The sequence below is a fragment of the Clostridium sp. MB05 genome (assembly GCF_046581255.1).
In the GTDB taxonomy this organism is placed as follows: Bacteria; Bacillota; Clostridia; order Clostridiales; family Clostridiaceae; genus Clostridium.
In genome coordinates, this window is record NZ_CP174370.1 from 3014537 (window position 1) to 3037248 (window position 22712).

19 protein-coding genes are annotated in these 22712 nt (G+C 27.5%); 2 read left to right on the forward strand and 17 right to left on the reverse strand.

The window, feature by feature from the left end; translation table 11 throughout:
- Nucleotides 1-22 precede the first annotated feature (22 nt).
- Nucleotides 23-613, forward strand: coding sequence for a DNA-3-methyladenine glycosylase I (locus tag ACH36K_RS14130; protein WP_322412589.1), 591 nt, complete (start codon nucleotides 23-25; stop codon nucleotides 611-613).
- Nucleotides 614-685: 72 nt separating this feature from the next.
- On the opposite strand, the gene ACH36K_RS14135 is transcribed toward ACH36K_RS14130, so the two are convergent.
- The 5 genes from ACH36K_RS14135 to ACH36K_RS14155 form a co-directional block, all read right to left on the reverse strand.
- Nucleotides 686-868: a DUF1858 domain-containing protein gene (locus ACH36K_RS14135; protein ID WP_322412590.1), complete on the reverse strand. Its 183-nt coding sequence runs from the start codon at nucleotides 866-868 to the stop codon at nucleotides 686-688.
- 68 nt (nucleotides 869-936) lie between these two features.
- Nucleotides 937-1488: a hemerythrin domain-containing protein gene (locus ACH36K_RS14140; RefSeq protein ID WP_411168251.1), complete on the reverse strand. Its 552-nt coding sequence runs from the start codon at nucleotides 1486-1488 to the stop codon at nucleotides 937-939.
- A 12-nt stretch (nucleotides 1489-1500) separates the two neighbouring features.
- On the reverse strand, nucleotides 1501-2136 hold the full coding sequence (locus ACH36K_RS14145; RefSeq protein ID WP_411168252.1) for a hypothetical protein: 636 nt from the start codon (nucleotides 2134-2136) through the stop codon (nucleotides 1501-1503).
- A gap of 95 nt (nucleotides 2137-2231) precedes the next feature.
- Complete coding sequence (locus ACH36K_RS14150) at nucleotides 2232-3005, reverse strand: histidinol-phosphatase (RefSeq protein WP_411168253.1); 774 nt, start codon at nucleotides 3003-3005, stop codon at nucleotides 2232-2234.
- A gap of 205 nt (nucleotides 3006-3210) precedes the next feature.
- Nucleotides 3211-4110, reverse strand: a complete 900-nt coding sequence (locus ACH36K_RS14155; protein ID WP_411168254.1) for a hypothetical protein — start codon at nucleotides 4108-4110, stop codon at nucleotides 3211-3213.
- Between the two features lie 129 nt (nucleotides 4111-4239).
- Between ACH36K_RS14155 and ltaE the strand changes: the two genes are divergently transcribed.
- Nucleotides 4240-5280, forward strand: coding sequence for a low-specificity L-threonine aldolase (ltaE, locus tag ACH36K_RS14160; protein ID WP_411168255.1), 1041 nt, complete (start codon nucleotides 4240-4242; stop codon nucleotides 5278-5280).
- A 238-nt stretch (nucleotides 5281-5518) separates the two neighbouring features.
- On the opposite strand, the gene ACH36K_RS14165 is transcribed toward ltaE, so the two are convergent.
- From ACH36K_RS14165 to ACH36K_RS14220, 12 genes are all read right to left on the reverse strand, one after another.
- Nucleotides 5519-6163: a hypothetical protein gene (locus tag ACH36K_RS14165; RefSeq protein WP_411168256.1), complete on the reverse strand. Its 645-nt coding sequence runs from the start codon at nucleotides 6161-6163 to the stop codon at nucleotides 5519-5521.
- 11 nt (nucleotides 6164-6174) lie between these two features.
- The gene (locus ACH36K_RS14170) at nucleotides 6175-8325 is read right to left on the reverse strand and encodes a hydantoinase/oxoprolinase family protein (protein WP_411168257.1); all 2151 of its coding nucleotides are present in this window, start codon (nucleotides 8323-8325) and stop codon (nucleotides 6175-6177) included.
- An 86-nt stretch (nucleotides 8326-8411) separates the two neighbouring features.
- Nucleotides 8412-9713, reverse strand: coding sequence for a transporter (locus ACH36K_RS14175; protein WP_411168258.1), 1302 nt, complete (start codon nucleotides 9711-9713; stop codon nucleotides 8412-8414).
- A gap of 171 nt (nucleotides 9714-9884) precedes the next feature.
- On the reverse strand, nucleotides 9885-11243 hold the full coding sequence (locus tag ACH36K_RS14180; protein ID WP_411168259.1) for an FAD-dependent oxidoreductase: 1359 nt from the start codon (nucleotides 11241-11243) through the stop codon (nucleotides 9885-9887).
- 1 nt (nucleotide 11244) lies between these two features.
- Complete coding sequence (locus tag ACH36K_RS14185) at nucleotides 11245-12795, reverse strand: DUF4127 family protein (protein ID WP_411168260.1); 1551 nt, start codon at nucleotides 12793-12795, stop codon at nucleotides 11245-11247.
- The gene (locus ACH36K_RS14190) at nucleotides 12785-13501 is read right to left on the reverse strand and encodes a hypothetical protein (RefSeq protein WP_411168261.1); all 717 of its coding nucleotides are present in this window, start codon (nucleotides 13499-13501) and stop codon (nucleotides 12785-12787) included. The genes ACH36K_RS14185 and ACH36K_RS14190 overlap by 11 nt, the downstream gene beginning before the upstream one ends.
- A gap of 156 nt (nucleotides 13502-13657) precedes the next feature.
- Nucleotides 13658-15589 (reverse strand): leucine-rich repeat domain-containing protein, encoded by a 1932-nt coding sequence (locus ACH36K_RS14195; protein ID WP_411168262.1) that lies wholly within the window; start codon nucleotides 15587-15589, stop codon nucleotides 13658-13660.
- 22 nt (nucleotides 15590-15611) lie between these two features.
- Nucleotides 15612-17066, reverse strand: a complete 1455-nt coding sequence (locus tag ACH36K_RS14200) for a hypothetical protein (RefSeq protein WP_411168263.1) — start codon at nucleotides 17064-17066, stop codon at nucleotides 15612-15614.
- A gap of 305 nt (nucleotides 17067-17371) precedes the next feature.
- Nucleotides 17372-18217, reverse strand: a complete 846-nt coding sequence (locus ACH36K_RS14205) for a MurR/RpiR family transcriptional regulator (protein ID WP_411168264.1) — start codon at nucleotides 18215-18217, stop codon at nucleotides 17372-17374.
- 129 nt (nucleotides 18218-18346) lie between these two features.
- Nucleotides 18347-19408: an ATP-binding protein gene (locus ACH36K_RS14210; RefSeq protein WP_411168265.1), complete on the reverse strand. Its 1062-nt coding sequence runs from the start codon at nucleotides 19406-19408 to the stop codon at nucleotides 18347-18349.
- On the reverse strand, nucleotides 19405-20079 hold the full coding sequence (locus tag ACH36K_RS14215) for a response regulator transcription factor (RefSeq protein WP_411168266.1): 675 nt from the start codon (nucleotides 20077-20079) through the stop codon (nucleotides 19405-19407). The genes ACH36K_RS14210 and ACH36K_RS14215 overlap by 4 nt, the downstream gene beginning before the upstream one ends.
- 98 nt (nucleotides 20080-20177) lie before the next feature.
- The gene (locus ACH36K_RS14220; protein WP_411168267.1) at nucleotides 20178-22523 is read right to left on the reverse strand and encodes an ATP-binding cassette domain-containing protein; all 2346 of its coding nucleotides are present in this window, start codon (nucleotides 22521-22523) and stop codon (nucleotides 20178-20180) included.
- Nucleotides 22524-22712 lie beyond the last annotated feature (189 nt).

The window sequence follows — 22712 nt, forward strand, 5'->3', positions numbered from 1 at the left end:
TCGGTATTGGAGGTATAATTTAATGAAAGAACATGATTGTATTCGTTGTGATTGGGCAAATCACAATCCCCTTGAAAAAATATATCACGACAAAGAATGGGGAAATCCTGTCTATGATGACAAAAAGCTATTTGAGATGCTTATCTTAGAAGGAAAACAAGCTGGATTAAGCTGGTCCACAATACTAGCTAAAAGAGAAACATTACGTCAAGCATTTGATGGCTTTGATCCTGCAGTCATCATTCAATATGATGATTGTAAAATAGAAGAACTTCTACAAAATAAAGGTATTATAAGAAATAAACTAAAAGTAAAAGCTGTTGTTGAAAATGCAAAAGCATATTATAAGGTGTTAAACCAATATGGTAGCTTACATGATTTCTTTTGGAGATATGTTAATTATGAACCTATTCAAAATCACTGGACGGAAATCTCTCAGGTTCCTGCAAGAACAGAATTGTCTGACATGATCAGTAAGGATTTAAAGAAAATTGGCTTTAAATTCGTTGGAAGCACTATCATTTACGCTTTTATGCAATCTATAGGCATGGTGAATGACCACCTTACCTGCTGCTTTTTGTATGATAACAATAATAAAGTTAATCCGTCATAAAATAGAAAGACCAAGCAATCTTAAAATCACTTAGCCTTATAATTGCTTATTTAAAACTTTACTCAAACAATTTTAGTTATTTAAAGCTTCTAATAAAGCTTCTAAATTTAATCCGTGTACCATTGCAGCATCTGCTATTGTTTCTGCTTGAGCTGATGGACATCCTACACATCCCATTCCAAAGCCCATTAAAATTTCTGGTGCATTATCTTTTGCCTTTATAACTTCTCCTATTGTCATGTCCTTAGTTATCATCTTAATCACCTATCCTTATACTTATTTCTAATTATATTTCTCATATTTATTGTAATTTAAATCCTATATTAAATGCAATATTTCACCTTTAATTCTTCTAGTATAGCTAAATTTTCATCTTTTACATTTATATTTTCATCTTCAAAGCTTACACATTCTTCATTAATTTCTTCTATAGTTTCTTCTTTTAATTCTCTTTCTGCAAATTTGTATATTACATTATCCTCTTTATGGATATGTCTTTCTAAAAGATTTGTATAAGAAACTGCATTTGCAATTATATCTAATTTAGCTTCAGCATTTCCACCTTTTAAGGCTTCTAATGCTTCTCTTAAGTTTGTTACATACAATCTTCCAAGATCATGTTCTACAAGCATTCCATACTTAACTACTTTTTCTGCTGTTTCTCCTATTTCATCTACCATTCTATTAAAAAGCATTATTTCTTCTTTTTTATGATGATGAGAATCTGCATAGTTTCTTATAAAATGTATCATCTTATAAAAATCATCGTAGTTAACCTCTTCTCCTTCTAAAACTTTAAAACAAGCTTTTCTAACTACCTTAAGCATTTCTTTAATATTTTTGTGTTCTTCTATCATTAATTCTATTGCATTCATTTTCTTATCCTCCTATACTCTTTCTATTGACATCTCATCATTTTCATATTGAATATAATTGAACTCTTTGTTTGCTTCATTAACAAAAGCTTTTATCCATAAATTCCTTAGAGTATAAAAGTAATTTACATCTCCACCTATAGAATCCCAAATATCTTTATGAACACAAATTCTTCTTTTCCAAAAAACCTTATTTTCTTCCTGTGATAAAACTTCATTTACTCTATCACAAGGCATTCCATCTAATATATAGTCGTTTACTGCATTAAATATATCTATAGCATTTCCTAAAAACTTTCCTTCTTCTTTTGCTTCTTTAGCAGCTTTTATCCCTTGATTTACATATAAAGTTTCTAATTTATTCTTTGTATTTTCTTTTTCTAAAAGTTTGACAGTCCATGTTGCAAGTCTCTTTTCTGCTGAGTGTATTTTTTCTTGTAGCCAACCGTGAATATTTGATTTATCTATCATTTCTTCTAATGGAAGATTAGGTAACTTTTCTCCGTATTTATTATTTATTTCTTTTGATAAGCTTTCTATGTCTAAACCTTCATTTTTTGCTAAATTTATTATTTCCTCTTCAAGTCCTTCAAACCAAACTATTTTATTAAATAGCCAATAATGAATCTTTCCTAAATATAAACTCATCTTTTCTTCCTCCAATATCTATCATTAATTTTCTAATGATAGTGTAACATAGGGTTACAGCTTTTTCGGTAACATTTGTTACCCTTTAAGTAAATTTATATTTTATCTATTACCTTTAAATTTAAAGATTTTACAAACTCTTCACCTTTATTGAAATCCCTTAAATCTATTGGATTATGTGCATCTACACCTATTATTCTATCTACATTATATTCTTTTGATAACTCCCAAAAGCTTTCCATAGGATAAAAGTATCTTTCTCCTAAGTTATATTTAACTTTCCCTCTTCTAATACCATTTATGTTAATTTCTATTGGCATTTTTAATTCTTCTGCCTTTTCTAGTATTCTTCTTGATGCTTTAATTGAGTGCTCATCCCAGTTTCTATAAGAAATTCCAAACAAATCTGGGTGAGCTATGTATTGAAAATATCCGCTTTCCATAGATTTTATTACATAGTCTATGTAGCTTTCTAAAGCTTCAGGTGTTAGCTTAACTCCGCCAACATATAACCATTCTCCTTTATAAGGGAAAAAATGCACTCCAAGAATTAAATAATCTACCTTATGCTTTTCTTTTAACTCATCATAAAGCCAATGATAGTCTTCAAAGTATTCACATTCTATTGCTTTTTTTATTTTTATTTTATCTCCATACATCTCTTTAGCTTCATCTATTTCCTTAAAATAAGTATCAAAATCCTCATATGTCATTCTATTGTAATTATCTATATTTTTTCCTGGATGAGGTAGATGGTCTGATATACCTATTTCATCATAACCTTCTTTTATTGCTTCCTCTACATAATCTTCTATAGTTCCTATTGCATGGTTACATCTATAATTATGTGTATGATAATTAGTTTTCATTTTCTTCACCTATCCTTTTATCTATATCGTTAAATCAACTTTTTAATAAAACATCCTTTAATGTAAAGAGTAGATTTATTTCATACTTTATATAATATCATATCTATAATATAACTTCTATTTTAGAGGACTATATGAAAAGGCTATCATAAATAATTATTAATAAATTTTTCAATAATTATTTATGATAGCCCTTTTTATTATTTTATATAAAATCCATTCTTATTCCTTGAACTTCTATAACTCTTTTAGTTATCATACTATGAACTACAACTACTTCATCTCTTTCAGAAATATAACAATAATCTCTTACTTTAAAAGTTATTTCTTCTTCATTTTCATAATCTGTTATATATGCTTTATATATGATTACACTACTATTTTCAGACTCTCCAACCTCTACTACCCCTGTACATATACCACTTGTTTTTGTATATAACCCAAATATAACTTCAAAGAAATATATTAGGTCTGGAATAAATATTATTAGAATAATATAAACTTCTCTATCAAAATCTCCTAACATAAAAAAAATCATAAATAATAGCTTCATCCATTTTATTCTATTAACTCTATCTTTCCATTTAACCTTTACATGTGGTGAAAATTTAAATTTCATTCTCCAAAAGAAGCTGCTTTCTTTATTATACGTTCCAGGATAATCATAATCTCTTTTCCATTTCAATTGTCTATCCGTAAGTTCTAATGCTTTTGCTTTCCTTGCAATAATATACATTAAAATTAATAGTATTTCCATTAAAATTGCTGTTCTAAATAAAACTAAGTTTTTCATTACTACAATAGTAAATAACATATAAAAAGCAAATAAAATACAAATTAACTTAAAAAATAAAGTTTTATTTTTAAGTTCTTCTAAAATTTCCTCATCTACATTTAGCTTATAATTTGCTATAGCAGCAATTCCTAATCCGATAGTTGGAATTATCATCATTATACTTGCAGATTCTATATCTATATTATAAAAAAATTCAATATAAATTCCTGTTAACTTAAGATAATAAGATATATTGCCTAATAATCCAAAAAGTAAACCTATTACTCCAAATAACATTATACCTTCTAGTCTTCTTTTTTCTGAGCCCATAACACTCACTCCTTATTACTTAAAAATAACAATTCCTATATTACTTAAAAATTACTTTTATTAGATACTTCTATTATATTATAATAGTTTTAATTATTGTTATAAATTTATGTAAATGAGGTGTTTAAATTGAAAAATTTTATAGATTTAAGAAGTGATACTGTAACTAAACAACCAACCTTTATGAAAGAAGCTATGTTTAATGCAGAAGTTGGTGATGATGTTTATGGTGATGACCCAACAGTTCATAAACTAGAAGAATTAGCTGCTAAAATGATTGGAAAAGAAGCTGCTCTTTTTGTCCCAAGTGGAACATTTGGTAATCAGCTTGCATTACTAACACACTGCAAAAGAGGTAGTGAAGTTATTTTATCAGATTCTAATCATATCGTTGCCCATGAAGTTGGTGCAAGCTCTGTAATTGCTGGTGTCCAATTAAGAACTATTGATTCACAAAATGGTGTTATAAAAGCAGAAGAAATAGAAAAAAGAATTCGTTTTGAGGATGATGATATTCATTTCCCTTCTACATCACTAATTTGTATTGAAAATGCTCATTCTAGTGGTAATGTATTATCTCTTGAAAATATGAAAGAAGTTTATGAGTTATCAAAAAAGTATAACTTACCAGTTCATTTAGATGGTGCAAGAGTCTTTAATGCATCTACATATCTTGGAGTTGATGTAAAGGAAATTACTAAATATTGTGACTCAGTTATGTTCTGTTTATCTAAAGGATTATGCGCACCAGTTGGATCAATTCTTGCTGGAAAGAAAGATTTTATAAATAAAGCAAGAAAAAATAGAAAGCTTATGGGTGGGGGATTAAGACAAGCTGGCTTCCTTGCAGCAGCTGGAATAGTTGCACTTAATGATATGTCTAAAAGACTAAAAGATGATCATGAAAATGCAAAGTTACTTGCAAATGAACTAAATAAAATTCCTGAGCTTAATGTTAACTTAGATAATGTTAAAATAAATATGGTATTCTTTAGCTTTAAAGATTCTACTATTAATACTACAGCTTTAGTTAATTACTTCTTAGAAAATAATATTAAAATAAACGATATAGAAAATGGACAAATGAGATTTGTAACTCATTATTGGATTACTAAAGAAGATATATCTAAAATAGTTACTACATTAAAAGCATTCTTAAATAAATTATAATTAATATATTTCCTTTATACTAAAAATGACTATAAATTCCATATAAGAAAACATAGGAAATAATTCTAAATTTCTTCCTATGTTTTTCTTATATTTTTAACTTTTTAATAAAATTACTTTTAATATTTTCTATAAAATCACTGTTGATATTATAGAAATACTAGTCATAAATTATACTTAACTTAAAATTTGATATATATAAGTGATTTATTAATATTAATATTTATATATTTTAATTTTATTCTTTTAGATATTTTAGCTCTAATTCATTTATATAAACTCTAAATTCTTTTAGCTTAATTTTTTTATTTTCTATTAAATATATATAATCTAATATTTTAGGATGAAAATTTAAATTTAATAACTCTTTACAAAATGCATGAGCTGCTATTTCTCTAACTTTTAGTATTGTTGCTTTTCTTTTAATAACTCCTAGTAAAGTTATATCTATTTTGTCTAATAAATTATTAGTATTTTGGTCATTTATATATTCTAGGAAATGATAAAATTCATGTGCTAAATGAATTTTATATACTTCTTTTTTAGAAATATTAAATCCATATCTTTTTAATATTTCTACTATTTGCTCCATAGAATTTTTATAAATTATTATTTGTCTTTCTTTTTCATCAAATATTATTTCCCCTCTAATATCTAGATTTTTAGACTCACAATTATCCTTTACTAATACAACTACTCCATTATTTTTTAAAAGTGAGTCTATATCCTCATTTTTATATTTACTTGCAATATCCCTTCCTATTTTATTAGCTTCATCAATATAATAACTTAATTTTTCTTTGGGTATCTTATGGAATAGTCTATCTTCTTTAAGTTCCAATAAGGATAATATTTCATCAGTTAAAAAATATAAATTTTTCATATAATAATCCTCTAAATTTCTTGAGTTGCTAATACTCCTATTTTGGTATCCTCATCTAAAAGCTCTATTTCTAAATTAGTTAATGATAATAATTGATCTTTATCAATAATGCCTGATAAATCTATAAGTTTTTGTTTAAATAATATATATACCTTTGGAAGTTGAGCTCCTGCATCTGTAAATAAAGTATTTTCATCTATAAAGGTGCTATAATTTTTATAGATTTCATTCTTTGTACAAAACAATAACTTTCCTTTATCCTTTTGCAATCTTATTACCCCATCTTCATCAATAACTCTTATTTTTTCTTTTTTACTTGATATTAATCCAAATAGCTTTTTAGTAGTTTCAATACATTTAAATATGCTCCATCTTCCTGTCTCACCAATTAAATTGATATTCTCCTTTGATATTCCAGTTGAATCGCACACAACATTTATAAGTTCATCCTTTGATTTTTTCTCTGCACCAATTTCTTTAGTTCTAAGTTCTGTTGCTCCTGTTGCAGATGCCCTTAAAATATTTTTTTTAGCATCTACATCTACAGTTATTTCTACAGTATCTGGATTTGCTCCAGATTTTACAACTGCTTCGAATATATCCATTCTGATTTTTCTTATATCTTCTTCTGTTGGGTTTATAACACTTCTTTCTATTTGCTCTCTAACTAAAGCTAAAGCTACTCCTATTGTAGAGATATATGGAGCATTTTTTGCTATATTAAATTTTACATCCATGACTTCTGAAAGATATGGAGTAATTATAGATGCTGATCCACCACCTCCAACAAGCTTTATTATAGATTTATTTAATTTATATTCTGCAATTAATTCATCAACTATTTTTTTCACTTTCCCTATAGCTATATCCATAACTTTTGTTGCAGCTTCTTCTACAGACATATTTACTTCTTTAGCTATAACCTCCCAAGCTTTTCTTCCTTCTTCTATATTTCCTTTTGCATAGTCATTATCTGGTACATATCCTAAAATATTTGCTGCACCTGCTAAAGTTAAAGCAAAGCTTTTTCCATTATCACAATTAATAGCTACATAATTACATTTATCTTCTGGCCTTGGAGATATATAAATAAGTTTTGGATTAGATATTTCATTTTTACTTGCAAATATCTCATATTCCTTTTCTGCTATATGCGCACTTCTTGGTCCTACATCTACTATTTTATTATTTTCAATTACAATCATGCTTCCACCAGCAATACCTAAAGTTCTAACATCTAAAGATCTCAAATAAAGTTTATGTCCCCCAACCTGTGAATTTTTAATCATCACTTTTCCATCTTTTATAACAGAGATATCTGTAGATGTTCCTCCAACCTCAAAGAATATTCCGTCTGAAACCTTCTCATACATCAATGCCCCTGCAACGCCAGCTGCTAATCCTGATAGCATAGTAAGTATTGGTCTTTTTCTTACTTCATCAATTGTCATTACCCCGCCATCACATCTCATTATCATAAGAGGCTTTTTTATATTTGCATTTTTTACTGAAGTCTCTGTCATATTTGCAGTTTCCATCATTTTAGGAATTAATGCTCCATTTACTACTGCAGTTCTAGTTCTAGCTCTTAATCCATATAGTTGAGATATTTCATATCCTCCAGTTGCATATGCTCCATCTTTTATAGCTTCTTCTATTACAAATTTTTCATTTTCCGGATTATCAACAGAATAGCTTTCTGATGCAACAATTACTTCTGCTCCAGTTTCTTTAAGCTGATTTACATAATTTCTTACATAATCCGATGTTATGTTCCCTGAATCCATATATCTATGTTCTGTGTATAAATATTTTCCTATAGATAATTCTATATTACCAACCCTAGTTTCATTCTTAGCTCTTTCACCTTCTATACCTTTTCCCATTCCAATTATACCAACCTTTGCAACATCACCTTCTAATAAAGCATTAGTTGCTTGAGTTGTTCCATGAGCTATAAAAACTACATCATCAGGAGAAATATTATTTTCTTCTAAAACTTTATTTATAACTTGTATTACTCCTTTTGCAACTCCTTCTTTTTCATGATGAGTTGTAGGTATTTTTGCTTTTCCTATTACTTCATAACTATTGTTATCAATTACTACAGCATCTGTAAATGTTCCACCAACATCTATTCCAATTCTCACCTTTTTGCCCATTATATTTCCCTCCTGATGAATTTTATAATAAAGGTGCGAATTTAACGCACCTTTTTATTTCCTTAAATTAATCTAATATTTATTTGTTAAAATATCATTACTGCCGTATAAATTAATGATAAGCATGTTATTATAACAGTATATGGAAGTGTAGACTTTAATACTGCATTAACATCTACTTTTGCAAAATCTGCAACAATTACATTGTGAGTATTTGTTGGGTCTGATACTCCTTGTACAACCCCAGTTGATCTTAAAGCCATTCCTATAGCTGCAGGACTTAATGTTCCAGCTGCTAGCATAACATTTCCTATACCTGATCCTAAACCATATAAATTAAGAGGTCCTCTATATAATGCAAGTGGTGATGCTATAGTAAATATTATTACATATGATATTGGGGAAGTAGGTAATATAGCTCCTATAAGAGGTTGCATTAATGCTATTGTTGCAGTTGCAGATACCCCATTTAATAATATACCAATTCCCATCATCAATCCTATAACTCCTGCTACATCTTGAATTCCTTCCACAAGTGAACTAGTTATAATTTGAATTATTTGTGATGGCTTAGTTACTAAAATTGTATATATAACAGAAATTATCAATGAAAATTCTGTACTAAATTTAAAGAAAAATACTAATACTATTGGAAGCAATGGTGATATTAATGCAAATATATTTACATCTTCATGTGTCTTTGTTTCAAAGCTACTACTTGGCATTGCCCATGTACTTCTTACACTCTTATTTTTAACATTAATCAATATATATGCAATTGTAACTACGGTAGAAATCAATCCTAATACTAATGATGTAGATTTTACAAGTTCCATATCCATTCCTATTGCGTCAACATAAAATTTATAATTAGCAACATTAAATAATCCTCCAAGACCTAACCCCATAAGAAATGATCCTGCTGCAACCTTTGGCTTTATTCCAGCTGATAACATAAGTGGAATTACTATTGTTGCAACCATTATTACTGCTCCTGCTCCACCTAAAGCTGAGAATACTATTGCGCAAGCTGCAGTTAAAACAAATGCTATAGCTAAAGGCTTATCACCAGCAAGCTCTGCTGCTTTCCTAATTATAGTATTAGATACCCCTTGTTTTTGAATAACTTTTGCAAACATAGCTCCAAAAATAACTGCCATCATAGTTCCTGCCAGTCTAGCTGATCCAGCTCCTATTACATGACCCATTAAAGTTTGCCCACCCTCTTCTGCTGGAGTCATAAATGGAACTCCTGCAATTACCGCTATTATAACTCCTAATAGTGGCAGTGCTATAAGTGTCGGTAACTTTTTAGCTACCATAAGACCCGTGCATACAGCAAAAACTAATATTATAAGAATAACTTGAATATTAAAAATATCTCCCATTTTCATTCCCCTTTTAAACTATTTTTTATAATTGCATTTAATAAGTTTTTATTTAATAAAAGCAAGGTCAAATCTCATTATGTCATTTTTCTTATACAAATTTATCTTATTCGCTCATATATCACGCTCCTTATAATTTATAATCTACATAATTTTATTCTATAAAGTATTTTATTCTATAACTTGACCACTATTTAATAGTTCTATTTTTAAGCCCTTATAATCTAACTCACTAAATGTTTTCTTATATTTCAGGCATATTTTAGCAGCTATTCCAGCTGCTTGTCCCAAAGCCATACATATTGGCGAAACTCTCATTGATGCTAATGCCTCATGATTTGTACTTATTGCTCTTCCTGTGACAATTAAATTATTTATTTTTGTAGGTATTAATGATCTATATGGTATTCCATAATAATCACCTATTTTCATTTCCATTAAATCTAATTCCTTACCATCTGGATCGTGAATATCTATCGGCCAACTTCCAAGAGCTATTGTATCTTTAAATATTTTTCTTGAAATAATATCTTTTTCTGTTAATTCATATTGACCAACTAATCTTCTAGACTCCCTAACCCCTATTTCATCTCCAGATTGAACCAATATAGAGTTCTTAAATCCAGGTATATACTTTTTTAAAAAGTTGTATATTTCAATTACCTGTCTTCTACCTTCTATAGTAGCCTCAGATAAATCAAAATCTCTAACTGATATCTTATTTATAACTCTGCTCATGTTCACTGCAACTTCTCCCCTTCTATTCAATTCAAAGAATAGAACTCGATCTCTATTTATAGTAAAATCTCCATTTTTTGAAGCTTCTGCTACTTTAGAAAAAAATCCTGAAATTGCAATTCTTTTTGATTCTTTAAAACTTTTTATATTTTCTCCTATTACAAATTCATTTTTATTTTCTTCAACATATTTAATCACTTCTTCAATATCTACATTACTAACCTTAAACATCATAGTCATAGGCTGACATTTAGCATCTTTTTCTCTGCCTATTTTCATTTTATTTCCAGAAAGATATGCTATTTCTCCATCTCCAGTTGCATCTATATAATATTTAGCTTCTATTTCATATATCCCAGATCTTGTTTTTGTAAGTACTGATTTTATATTACCTTCTTCAACTTTCACATCTAATGCTTCAGTATGATATAAAATTTCTACTCCTGATTCTAATAAATACTCCTGAGCTACATATTTATAAATTTCTGTTTCTATGGGTGTAACTGTAGATGCTACTCCAAGCGTGTCTTCTATATGACCTATTGTACCTCCATTTTGCTTTATTCTTTCAATAAGTTCATTTGCATATCCCATTACTATTTGCTTTTTTCCTGCATGAAATGTCATTAAGGGAATAACCAAGGATTTAGTGGCACATCCACCTAAATACCCACCTCTTTCAATTAAAGTTACTTTATTTCCACCTGAAGCAGCTGCTTTTGCTGCAATTATTCCTGAAGGCCCACCACCGATAATTAAAATATCGCAACTTTTATAATCCTTGATATTCATATCATCCCTCCTTAAATTTAATAGTAACTTCACATTCAACTTCAAAAGTTCTATTCCAAGGTAACTTTGCATCTATTTTTAAATCTTCAATATATCCCTTTACTTCTAAGTAGTTAACTATATTTTTATTAAAATATAACTCAAGCATTTTATTTAATGAATCTTCAACAAAGTTATCTATTTTTTCAACTCGACTATTCATATTGAAAATACTTAAACCTTCTTTTAATACCTCTTTATTTGCTTTACTTCTTATAATGCTTTGATACATAAAATCATCACAATATCTCTCTATTAAAAACTTAAGACTCTCAAAGGATTTTTTAAAGTTTAAATACCCCTTTGAACTTATATTAGAAATAATATTTCCATGAGCTATAGAAGTTCCCATTGCGTTTCCAGCAGTATTCCACGCCCCATATGAAATCACTTTTAATAATAATTCCTCTTCCTTTAACCTTTTTATAAGATATTCATCTCCACCATTTGAAAAAGATAAATCTGCAATTGATACTTTTTTCCCTAAACTTATATATTTTTTAATTCTAGCTATGAAATCATCAATTATAGATTTTTTATTATAATAATTTAAATTATCTGAAGCCATATCTATATATGGTATATTAGGAGTTGTTACAGCAAGTATATAATCACAATTTTTATAATCATATACAATTGTTGCATTAGTACTTTTTAAATGCTCAATAATATTTACTTTAAGAGATCTATCTTCAAATTTAGGAATTATATCTTCATTTTTCTTATTATCAAAATCTATATAAACTTTAGGAATAAACTTATTTATATCGTTTACATATCTGCTAATAAGAATTTGTCCAATTTCATCTGCCCCAGGATAAACATATATTTTATCTGTTAATTTGTATTTATTTATTTTATCATGAAGCCTTTCATGTTCTATTAAATGTAATCCATACTTAGAGCAGTCTTCTTGTGAAAGTATCAAAAAATCAATTATTCCATCATTTACAAGTTCTATAGCCTCCATGTTAATATTATGATTTCTTTCCCTTGTTCTTAAATAAGTATTTAAAATTTCTTTTGGTATTTCTGATTTAATTTTATTTAAGTTGATCTCTAGATTTGTTTCTTTTAATGACTCAACCCTATATCTTAATTCATTATATTTATTTATTTTATCCCACCATATTTGACTCTCATTACTTGAAACAGATATTGATAACCTCATAATATTTGAAAATGCATATATTTTTGTATCTCTATTTTCCTTTTTATAGGCTTTTAGAAATTTTAATATATCCATCGCTTCTTCAACAGACCTTTTATCTGTTCTAGATGCTATCAATCCTCCATATAACAACATGTCTAATGATATTATTAAAGAGTCACACTTTTCTGTATTAATCCATTTCTTTATTGAATTCACATTTCCTTCTTTTAAAAAGCATCCTAAATCTTCTTTAATAGGTGTTTTAATTTCTAATTCTGCTAAATTAGCTAATTGCTTAACTATCATTAAATTAACTGGTCTATCATCTAATGGAACATACAGTATTTTATTATTTTTCATTACAATTCCTCACATTATTAAAATTATCTATTGTTTCTCTAAATTTTAATGTTGCTTCATGAATAGAATCTTTAGTATTACCTGTTACTATTGCTCCAATCATTATTGCATTAATACCCATTTCTTGTAATATTAAAGATTGTTCTGGTGTTATATTTCTTTGTGTAGGTATAACTATAGGTTTTGAAGTTGTACTTCGAATTGATTGATATTGTAATATTTCTCTTACCGTAAGTTCATTTCCATAAGTTTTGGGATCCATTATTGAACATTCTAATATATCTATAGGTAAATTATCATATTCTTTTACATATTCTAATTTGTAATTATCATCTATCGCCACCATTTTATATATGTCTTTATCTAATATCAAAGGATTCATATGTTTATCATATAATGATATGAAATTAAAACCTTCATTTAATATTCCTTGTATTTCTGTCATTGGAATTTTATCATTTCCTCCAGCTACTATTCCTATAGGCTTATCATATTCTCTACAAAGAGAAACTATTTTTCTAATTATATCTAATTCCTCATTTAAAGATCCAAATTTTGTTTTACTAGCCCTATGCTCAACATTTATATGAACCTTTAACACATCTGCCCCAGCTAGTAATGCTGATTTTGCTAATTCTACGTCATTTCTCGGAAGACTTACTATAAGTGATATTTCCTTTTTATTTAATGACTTAATTAAATCCATATTTAACCCTCCCCTTTGGTTGTTTTTTCCTTTAATATAATTTTAGCATCGTAAAATTATATTATCAACACTTTTTGAAATATTTTTTCATTTATTTTGAAAATATTTTTCTATAGATAAAGGAACCTAAATTTTAGTTAGGTTCCTTTATTACTTTTATTTATTTTTTATCCTTACTTCCAAGGTTTCTTTAGAGCTTTCTCCAAGTGAATTTTTAATCTTTATTATAACTTTACCATTGCCCTTCTTTTCTCCAACTATATTAGTTGAATTACTTCCTTGTTTAAAGAAATTTTTATTAGATATATCTTCAATTTCCATTATTTCTATAGGTAAATTTCTATCTCCACCTTTAACTTCTATATAATCTAATAAATTTATTTCCTCTCCTATTTTAAAATCAATCTTTTTATTTGATTTTTTCTCTAAGCTTAATTGATTTTCCATATTATCAATAAAATTTCCTTTTGATAAGACACTTACTTTATCATTAAACTCTAATTTAGAAATATAATTGTTACTTACATTAACTTTTTTCAGTTTTTCAATAGATGATATTTCTTTAGGTATTACTGTTAATCTATTATTTTCCACTTCAAGAAATCTAAGAGCTTTAATACCTCCTAATGTTTTTGGAAGCTCCAATAATAAATTATTATTAAGATATAATCCTTGTAAATTCACTAAATTTCCAAATTCCGTTGGCAGATTCTCTAAATTATTATTACTTAGATTTATTCCTGTCAAAGTCACCATATCTCCTATAGTACTAGGTAAAACCTTTATCCTATTTCCATTTAACCCTAAATATGAAGCTGAAGTCATTTTATTTATTTCTTCTGGAATTTCTTCAATTTCATTAAAAGCTAAATCCAAATGTTTAATACTGGCTAGTATAGGGATTTCTCTTAATAGATTCCCTGATAGGTCTATATATTGTAATGATGCTGGTAATAGATTTGCATCAATATTAGTTATATTATTTTTTGATATATATATAGTTTTTAAATTAGTTGCATTAGCTAAGCTTGGTAATTTACTTAAATTATTGTGGCTTACATTCAATTCCTTTAAAGATTTTAGATTACCTATATTTTCTGGTAATACATCTAATTTATTATTTGATACATTTATTTCTGTTAATTTACTTAAGCTCTCTATATTGTTAGGAATATAAGTTAACTGATTATTATTTGCTCCTAATGTAAATAAATTTTTTAAATTCCCTATGCTTTCTGGTAAGCATGTTAATTTATTGTTACCTACTCTTAAATACATAAGAGATGGGAAAGATCCTATATTATCATATAGCTCTGTAATATTATTATTAAAGATATTTAATTCTCTTAAAGCTGGCAATCCTACTATATCTTTCGGGAAACTTGTTAGTTCATTATCGTACGCAAGTAATCTTATAAGATTTTTTAAATTATTTACTTCTGATGGTATATTAGAAATATTATTTTGAGAAATATCTAGTCTATCTAATGTCACAATATTTCCAATTTCTCCTGGTATTGATGTTAATGAATTCTTAGAAATATCAAGCCAACGAAGTTTTTTAATATTACCTATATATGTTGGTATCTCATTTAATTTATTTCTTGAAAGAATAAGTTTATCTAAGCTCTCTAATTTAATTATTTCTTCTGGTATATCACTTATATAGTTTCCATCTAAATTTACTTCTAATAAACTAGGTAAATAGGATATACCTTGTATAGATTCTATTCCTTCTTCTGTAGCTAACAAATACTTTATAGACTGTAACTTTCTTAAAGTAATTTTATTAGACTTTATATCTGGTATATCTTGAGGATTACTATAAATAGTATAAGTAGCTGTTCTAACTATTACTTCTCTTAAATTTTCATCTGGAAACATTATTTTTAATTCACTGTCACTTAACTCTTTATCTAAATCCTCTTCATTAATTTGTATATTTTCATTATTTTTAATATCTATATTTTCTTTAATACTTACCTCATCTGCATAAGCTAATTTATTTTGTGAAAAAGATGCAAATACCATGCTTGATAGTAATAAAGCTGATCCTACTAATATCTTACCCCTTAATTTATTCTCCATATTCCTCACCCCATCTACATAATTAATATTTTAAATTTATCTTTATATTTGTCCAATTTGCAACTGGTGATTCTTCAAATGATGATGAATGATTTTTAAATCCAGTCAATCCCATTATTGTAGGACATTCCTGCCAGCTTTCTCCAAAGTCTTCTGATACGACAAACATAGTACTATTTTCTTTATCTCCGTCTATATATTTAGGTTTTAAATACTGAGAATAAAGTGGAGCTACTGCCTCTAAAATAGGATCAAATGTAACTTCCCCATTAGGAGCATATTCTGGGTTATACAGTTCTTCCTTAGTGGATCCAATACTTGCTATTATTCCATAATGAGGTTGCTGTGAATAGGCTCCATCTACAAATGATTTTTGATCCACATTATAACATAAGAATTTAGCATGGTTTGCTGGCACTAATTGAATTCCCCCAGAATAATCAATATACTTACCCCAATTTGTTTTCCCTACCTTTGGAGATGTAGATAAACATATAACTCCTGGATGACTTGCCCTAAAAGTTCCTACATGTGAATATTCACTTCCACCAAATCGCCCAGTTCCTCTTACTCTTTGAATTATATCTGCTATATGTTTACTAGTTCCATCTTCATAATTTAATAATACTCTTCCATTTGCTTCTTTGTATTCACCATTTACAGTATCACCAGCTGCCCAATTTTCAAATTCAATACTAACAGGTGATCCAATAGATATTGAAGGTTTACTTACTACTATTCTTAGATCTTCTGGAATAGGTTTATCGTAACTACCATTATAGTAATAATCTAAAGATTTCCATTCACCGTCATTATCTAAAAATTGTACAGGATTTCCTACAAAGGCACCACTTTCACCACCAAATATTTCATTTCCTCCAAATATATCTGTATATATTATGCTATCTGTAAACTTTGATGGATTATTTATTTCTGAATAAACATAGTCATCTTCTGTTCCTATAGTAAATTGTTTAGGCATCCAAACACCTGCTGCTTCTATATCTGCGGGTGAAAGGCTCGGAACTGACTCTTTGGTTATTTCTGCTGCTTTTATAGGATCATAACTTTCATTTGGACCTACTCTAACATGTACATTATTTGATGCTGAAGCTGTAACACATGAATGGGTTCCATCATTAGCAGCATCGTAATGTGATGCCCAAAATCCTGCTGAAGAATTCGTTGGGTATTTTCCAGCTCTTATTACATTTCCCATACTTCTTGTTGTCCCATCGGGAAATTCTTGATAAATTCTTCCACCATCCTTATTTTCTAAATAAATCATATACATTAAATCTAAATTAGGTGTATTTTCCTCTTTAAGTTCTTCTGGTATCTTACAGTTTATACTATCTGCAACACTACTCCCCTTATACTTTGCAACTGAATTAGCATATACATTTCCAGAAAATACTCCTAATACAACTACTATTCCAATTAAAAAGCATATTATTTTTTTTGTAGACTTTTTCATATATCTCTCCCCTTTTAATATTATTTTAATCATAGCTTTAAAATAGCTTCTTTTGCATCATGAAGATTTCATATTATGTCTACTTTATAAAATTTATAATATTAGTCTGCAGAACTAAAATTTAAACTTCTCATTTTTTACTTAAATGTTTAATTTTTCTATATTATTTATTTAATATTATCACCGTTAAACCTTTTCATCAATACTTTTTGAAAACTTTTTTCTATTTTTTTGAAAATAACATTCAGCAGTTTGAAGAATTTTTACAATAAAAAACGATGAAGAATTAAATTCCTCATCGTTTTTTATTTGTTTAATCTTTCAATAGCTTTATCAGTTTTATTTTTAGATTCTAATGCTACTTCCTTATTTTTTCTTATAACGTTAGTACATATTAAATCTACTAAAAAAGTTTGTGATACTTTAGTTCCTAAGGATTCCATATCCAATTTCATTTCTTGATATGTATAATTTAAAACATAATCACTTACTCTTGCTAATTTAGATAATAAATTTTCAGTAATTGAAATAACTTTTACATTACTTTCTCTTGCAACTTCTGCTGCTATATTTATTTCATCTGTATTTCCACTATTTGATATAATAAATAAAACGTCATCTTCTTGCATTAATGATGCCATCATCACTAATGTATGACTATCTCTATAACAATTGCAAGATAATCCTATTTTCATAAATTTATAATATGCATCTTCTGCAATTACACCAGAATGACCAACTCCCGTAAAGAATATCCTCTTTGCGTTAACTAATATATCTGATACTTCTTCAATCTTTGTATAATCCATTTTTTTTAAAGTCTCTTCCAAAGAATTTATATTAGTATCATAAAATTTCTTTATAAATGCACTTAAAGAATCATTTTCAGATAATGCTTCTTCATCAATATCTTCATCACTATATCCGTTATTTTTAAATTCTTGTGCCATAGTCATTTTAAATTCTAAAAAGCTTCTAAATCCTAACTTTCTACAAAATCTAGTAACTGTAGCTTCACCCACTCCACAATTATTTGCTATTTCTGTAACTGTCATGTATATGCTACTGTTCATATATTCTTCTATATAATCACAAATTTTATTTTCTGCTTTAGTTAACTCATTTCTATCTTTTACTAGTGAAGATTTCATTAATATCCCTCTTACTTTATCATTTTAATTTTATAATGTAATTATATTATAAAACAAAAGAAATAACTACATTTTAAGGTTATAGCTTTTATAAATAAAATCCATATATTTATGAACTAAAATATTTTCTTAGGTTCTGCTTAAACTTATAATAAAAGTGCTTCCTTCATTTAATTCACTTTCTACAAAAATATTTCCTTTTGAAAGTTCTACTATTCTTTTAGCAATTGCGAGCCCAAGCCCATATCCTGATTCACTTCTTGAATTATCTTCTTGATAAAACTTATCAAATATGCATTTTACTACATCTTTACTCATTCCAATACCTTCGTCTTTTATATATACCTTTATAGAATCAATACTTTTTTCTATCCAAATATTTATAGTATAACTATCTTTTGAAAACTTAATTGCATTTTCTATTATATTGGTCCAAACCTGTAAAAATAATTCTTCGTCTCCATAATAATAAGTAACAGGCAAATCTAAATTAAAATCAATATTTTTTTCTATCCATTTATTTTGTAATAAAAGAATTGCTTTCCTTATATTTTCATCTAATGAAAATTTATTTTGATTGTCTACTATATCCTGATTTTCAAGTTTAGATATCCTAAGAACATTGCTTGATAGCTTTTCAAGCCTTTTAGATTCTTCAATTATAATATTTAAATACTCATCTTTTTCTTCATTACTTAAATTATTATTCTTGAGTATTTTAGCAAAACCTTGTATTGATGCAATTGGAGTTTTTAATTCATGTGAAATATTATTGACAAAGTCTTTTTGTATGTACGCCGTATTTTTCAGTTTCTTTGTCATTTCATTAAAATGAAAGATTAGTTGCGCTATCTCATCTTTTTCTTTTGTTTTTAAATAAATATCAAAGTTTCCTTCTGCTACTTCATTTGTTGCCTTAGTCAATTTCTTTATTTGCTTAACAACTATGGTTGATATAAAGCATAAAGACGTTAAACAAATTATAAAACTTATACCTAATATTAAAAATTTAACTCCATGGAACTTATTAATTTCAGGAATTAAACACTTACCATTTTCAGAAATCTTTTTATTTATTATTGGTGAAACTATGAAAAAAGTAACGATATTACTTAATAGTATTGTTGTAAAAAAATATATTATTATTTTTCCTTGAAGTGTGTTTCTAAAATAATTGTATATCTTTCTCATATATTCTTCTCCGCTTTATAACCTAAACCTCTAACTGTTACAATTTTAAACTCATCAAAGTCGCTTAGTTTTTCTCTTATTCGCTTAATATGGACATCAACGGTTCTTTCATCGCTTTCTATATCTACTCCCCATATTTCTTCCATAAGTTGATTTCTTGTAAATATTTGTTTTGGATAGCTTAGTAATTTGAATAATAAGTAAAATTCCTTTTTAGCTAAATCTATTACTTTATTATTTCTTGTTACAGTTAGTGAGCTATTATCTAAAATTACATCTCCAATTATTAATTTATGTTCATTAGATATTTTTGCTCTTCGTAGTAATGCTTTTACCCTTAAAATCATTTCATCTAAATCTATTGGTTTTACCATATAATCATCTACCCCAACTAAAAATCCCTTTCTTTTATCTTCTATAGTTTCTTTAGCTGTAACCATTAAAATTGGTAAATCATAATTAGAGTTACGTAAATCTTTTACTAATTGGTATCCATTAACCTTTGGCATCATAATATCACAAACAATTAAATCAATATGCTTATCTTCAAAAATTTCTATTGCTTTTTCTCCATCTTGTGCTAAAAATACCTCATACCCATTTTGTTTTAAAAAGACTTCCATTAATCGTCTTAAATTTTTATCATCCTCAACTATTAATATATTAATCATTATAATCTCCCTAATAAAATTCCTATACTTTAAATATTATAATATAGTTAAAATTATAGGCAAATACCATAATAGTATTTGCCTATACTTTAATTATATTACTCTGTTCTTAATGCTTCAACTGGATCCTTTTTTGATGCCATTTTAGCAGGTATAGACCCACCTAGCATAGTTAAGCATACACTTATAACTATTAAAATAATTGCATGCACTGGATTAAGAACTGCAACTCCTTTTAAATCAGTTATTTTATATAATATACTATTAGTTGGGAAAGTTAAAAGCCAAGCAACTAATATTCCCAAAATTCCAGAACAACTTCCAACTATAAAAGTTTCTGCGTTAAATACACGAGTTATATCCTTCTTTCTTGCTCCAAGTGCCCTTAAAACTCCTATTTCCTTTGTTCTTTCAAGAACTGAAATATATGTTATAATTCCAACCATTATTAATGAAACTACTAAAGATATTGCTGCAAATGCTATTAATACCATTGTTATAGCATCCATTATTCCTCCTGATAAACTTACAAAAGTACTAGCCATATCATTGTAAATTACCATATCCTCTTTTTCTTTTCCTTCATTCCATTTATCTAAATAGTCAGTTACTGATTCCTTTGTTGTGAAATCCTTTGGATATAAAGTTATCATATATGGAGTACCAACTGCTCCTATTGATGCAAGTGCATTTTCCTTAGTGTTATTTGAATCTGCTCTGCTACTTTTTATATCAAAACTTTCCCCTGTAAATACATTATAATCTGACACTTCTTGAGCTTTTGCTACCTCTGAATTTTTAGCATCTTCTATAAAATATTTACTTAACTCATCTGAATACGCAATCCCTGATGGTAAAACAGGTATAGTTACATCTTTCTTTAATCTTAATATTCCTGTTATTTTAAGAGGAATTGCTCTATCACTATTATATAACTCACTCATATCTTTAGGATTGCCAGATAGGGTAAAATAATTACCCAACTTTTTATAATAATCATCATTTAATATAGCCTTAAGTTCATGACCTATAATATCATCAAAACTCATTTCTTCTTTATCACTATTTATTCCAAGTGCATCTAAAATTGCTGTATCTATCTTATTGTATTCATCTACAACTAAAACTAAATCTGACATTCCTTCTGGATATTTACCTGCAAGTAAGTCGTATGAAGTTTCTAAATATCCAGGTGTATTTTTATCTAAATTAATTGGATATGATGATAAATTTAAATCTGAAACACTTACAGGTGTTGCAACATTTCCATCACTTTTTAAAAGATTCATATTTACTAAACGAGTATATGAAACTCCTGACAATAGATTATTATCTATTTTTTCTACATAATTTACATACTCTTCTGTAAGCTTATTATTATGAATAAAAGTATTTTCCTTAGTATTATATGGATAAATTACATTTGAATTTGGATACTTTCCTTCTGAATCATTATCTCCAGACATTTCTTTTTTCATTTCTTTACTATGTTCCATCATATTATTTATATCTACTTCAGCAGCTTTTTGACTTATCATAATTGGAAATCCTGATAATGTATCAGATTCAAAAATATCTATTTGTTTATCAAATCCATTTGAAAGCGATAAAATTAAAGCTATTCCTATAATTCCTATACTAGATGCAAAAGCTGTTAAAAATGTTCTCCATTTTTTAGTTCTAATATTCATTCCTGATAGTTTCAAAGCTGTTAAAAAACTCATACTGGTCTTTTTAAGAATATATGAACTATTACTTTTTTCTTCCTCTAATGGATTAGAATCAGAAATAACATTTCCATCTCTAAATTCTACTATTCTATCAGCATATTCTTTAGCAAGCTCTGGATTATGTGTTACCATTATAACAAGCTTATCCTTTGCGATATCTTTTATAAGATCCATAATTTGAATACTAGTTTTAGTATCTAAAGCTCCTGTAGGTTCATCAGCCAATATTATATCTGGATCATTTGCAAGTGCTCTTGCTATAGCAACTCTTTGCATTTGCCCACCAGAAAGTTGATTAGGTCTTTTATGTATATGATCCTTTAATCCAACTCTTTCTAAAGCTTTTACTGCCTTTTTATGTTTTTCAGATGAAGAAACTCCACTTAAAGTCATTCCCATTTCCACATTATCTAAAATACTTAAATGACTTATTAAATTATAGCTTTGAAAAACAAATCCTATGCTGTTATTACGATAAGCATCCCAATGGGAATCTTTAAATTCTCTAGTGGATTCTCCATTAATGATTAAATCTCCACTATCATACTTATCTAATCCTCCAATAATATTCAAACAAGTAGTTTTTCCTGAGCCACTTGGCCCTAGTATAGCTACAAATTCATTTTCTCTAAAATTTAAACTTACTCCACCTAAAGCAATTTGTTTAAACTCACCTGTTACATATGACTTTTTTATATTTTTTAACGATAACATACTTTCCCTCCTATAATAGATTTTACTACCATAGATTACATGATATTTTAGTTTTATGAACTGAATATGAACTTAGCAATTTGAAATTATTGTAACTAAAATCATTGCTCATAAACATTTCAAATTTCTTTTATAGATTTTAATACTTCTTCTCACTTAACATTATAGCCAACTTGGAGAACATACAGA

What these genes read in the sequence shown, in the direction of transcription:
- ACH36K_RS14130 (WP_322412589.1), top strand. Translation starts at nt 23, where the DNA reads ATGAAAGAACATGATTGTATTCGTTGTGATTGGGCAAATCACAATCCC.
- ACH36K_RS14220 (WP_411168267.1), bottom strand. Translation starts at nt 22,523, where the DNA reads ATGTTATCGTTAAAAAATATAAAAAAGTCATATGTAACAGGTGAGTTT.
- ACH36K_RS14190 (WP_411168261.1), bottom strand. Translation starts at nt 13,501, where the DNA reads ATGGATTTAATTAAGTCATTAAATAAAAAGGAAATATCACTTATAGTA.
- ACH36K_RS14155 (WP_411168254.1), bottom strand. Translation starts at nt 4,110, where the DNA reads ATGGGCTCAGAAAAAAGAAGACTAGAAGGTATAATGTTATTTGGAGTA.
- ACH36K_RS14150 (WP_411168253.1), bottom strand. Translation starts at nt 3,005, where the DNA reads ATGAAAACTAATTATCATACACATAATTATAGATGTAACCATGCAATA.
- ACH36K_RS14195 (WP_411168262.1), bottom strand. Translation starts at nt 15,589, where the DNA reads ATGGAGAATAAATTAAGGGGTAAGATATTAGTAGGATCAGCTTTATTA.
- ACH36K_RS14135 (WP_322412590.1), bottom strand. Translation starts at nt 868, where the DNA reads ATGATAACTAAGGACATGACAATAGGAGAAGTTATAAAGGCAAAAGAT.
- ACH36K_RS14165 (WP_411168256.1), bottom strand. Translation starts at nt 6,163, where the DNA reads ATGAAAAATTTATATTTTTTAACTGATGAAATATTATCCTTATTGGAA.
- ACH36K_RS14145 (WP_411168252.1), bottom strand. Translation starts at nt 2,136, where the DNA reads ATGAGTTTATATTTAGGAAAGATTCATTATTGGCTATTTAATAAAATA.
- ACH36K_RS14200 (WP_411168263.1), bottom strand. Translation starts at nt 17,066, where the DNA reads ATGAAAAAGTCTACAAAAAAAATAATATGCTTTTTAATTGGAATAGTA.
- ACH36K_RS14140 (WP_411168251.1), bottom strand. Translation starts at nt 1,488, where the DNA reads ATGAATGCAATAGAATTAATGATAGAAGAACACAAAAATATTAAAGAA.
- ACH36K_RS14205 (WP_411168264.1), bottom strand. Translation starts at nt 18,217, where the DNA reads ATGAAATCTTCACTAGTAAAAGATAGAAATGAGTTAACTAAAGCAGAA.
- ACH36K_RS14185 (WP_411168260.1), bottom strand. Translation starts at nt 12,795, where the DNA reads ATGAAAAATAATAAAATACTGTATGTTCCATTAGATGATAGACCAGTT.
- ACH36K_RS14170 (WP_411168257.1), bottom strand. Translation starts at nt 8,325, where the DNA reads ATGGGCAAAAAGGTGAGAATTGGAATAGATGTTGGTGGAACATTTACA.
- ACH36K_RS14210 (WP_411168265.1), bottom strand. Translation starts at nt 19,408, where the DNA reads ATGAGAAAGATATACAATTATTTTAGAAACACACTTCAAGGAAAAATA.
- ACH36K_RS14175 (WP_411168258.1), bottom strand. Translation starts at nt 9,713, where the DNA reads ATGGGAGATATTTTTAATATTCAAGTTATTCTTATAATATTAGTTTTT.
- ACH36K_RS14215 (WP_411168266.1), bottom strand. Translation starts at nt 20,079, where the DNA reads ATGATTAATATATTAATAGTTGAGGATGATAAAAATTTAAGACGATTA.
- ACH36K_RS14180 (WP_411168259.1), bottom strand. Translation starts at nt 11,243, where the DNA reads ATGAATATCAAGGATTATAAAAGTTGCGATATTTTAATTATCGGTGGT.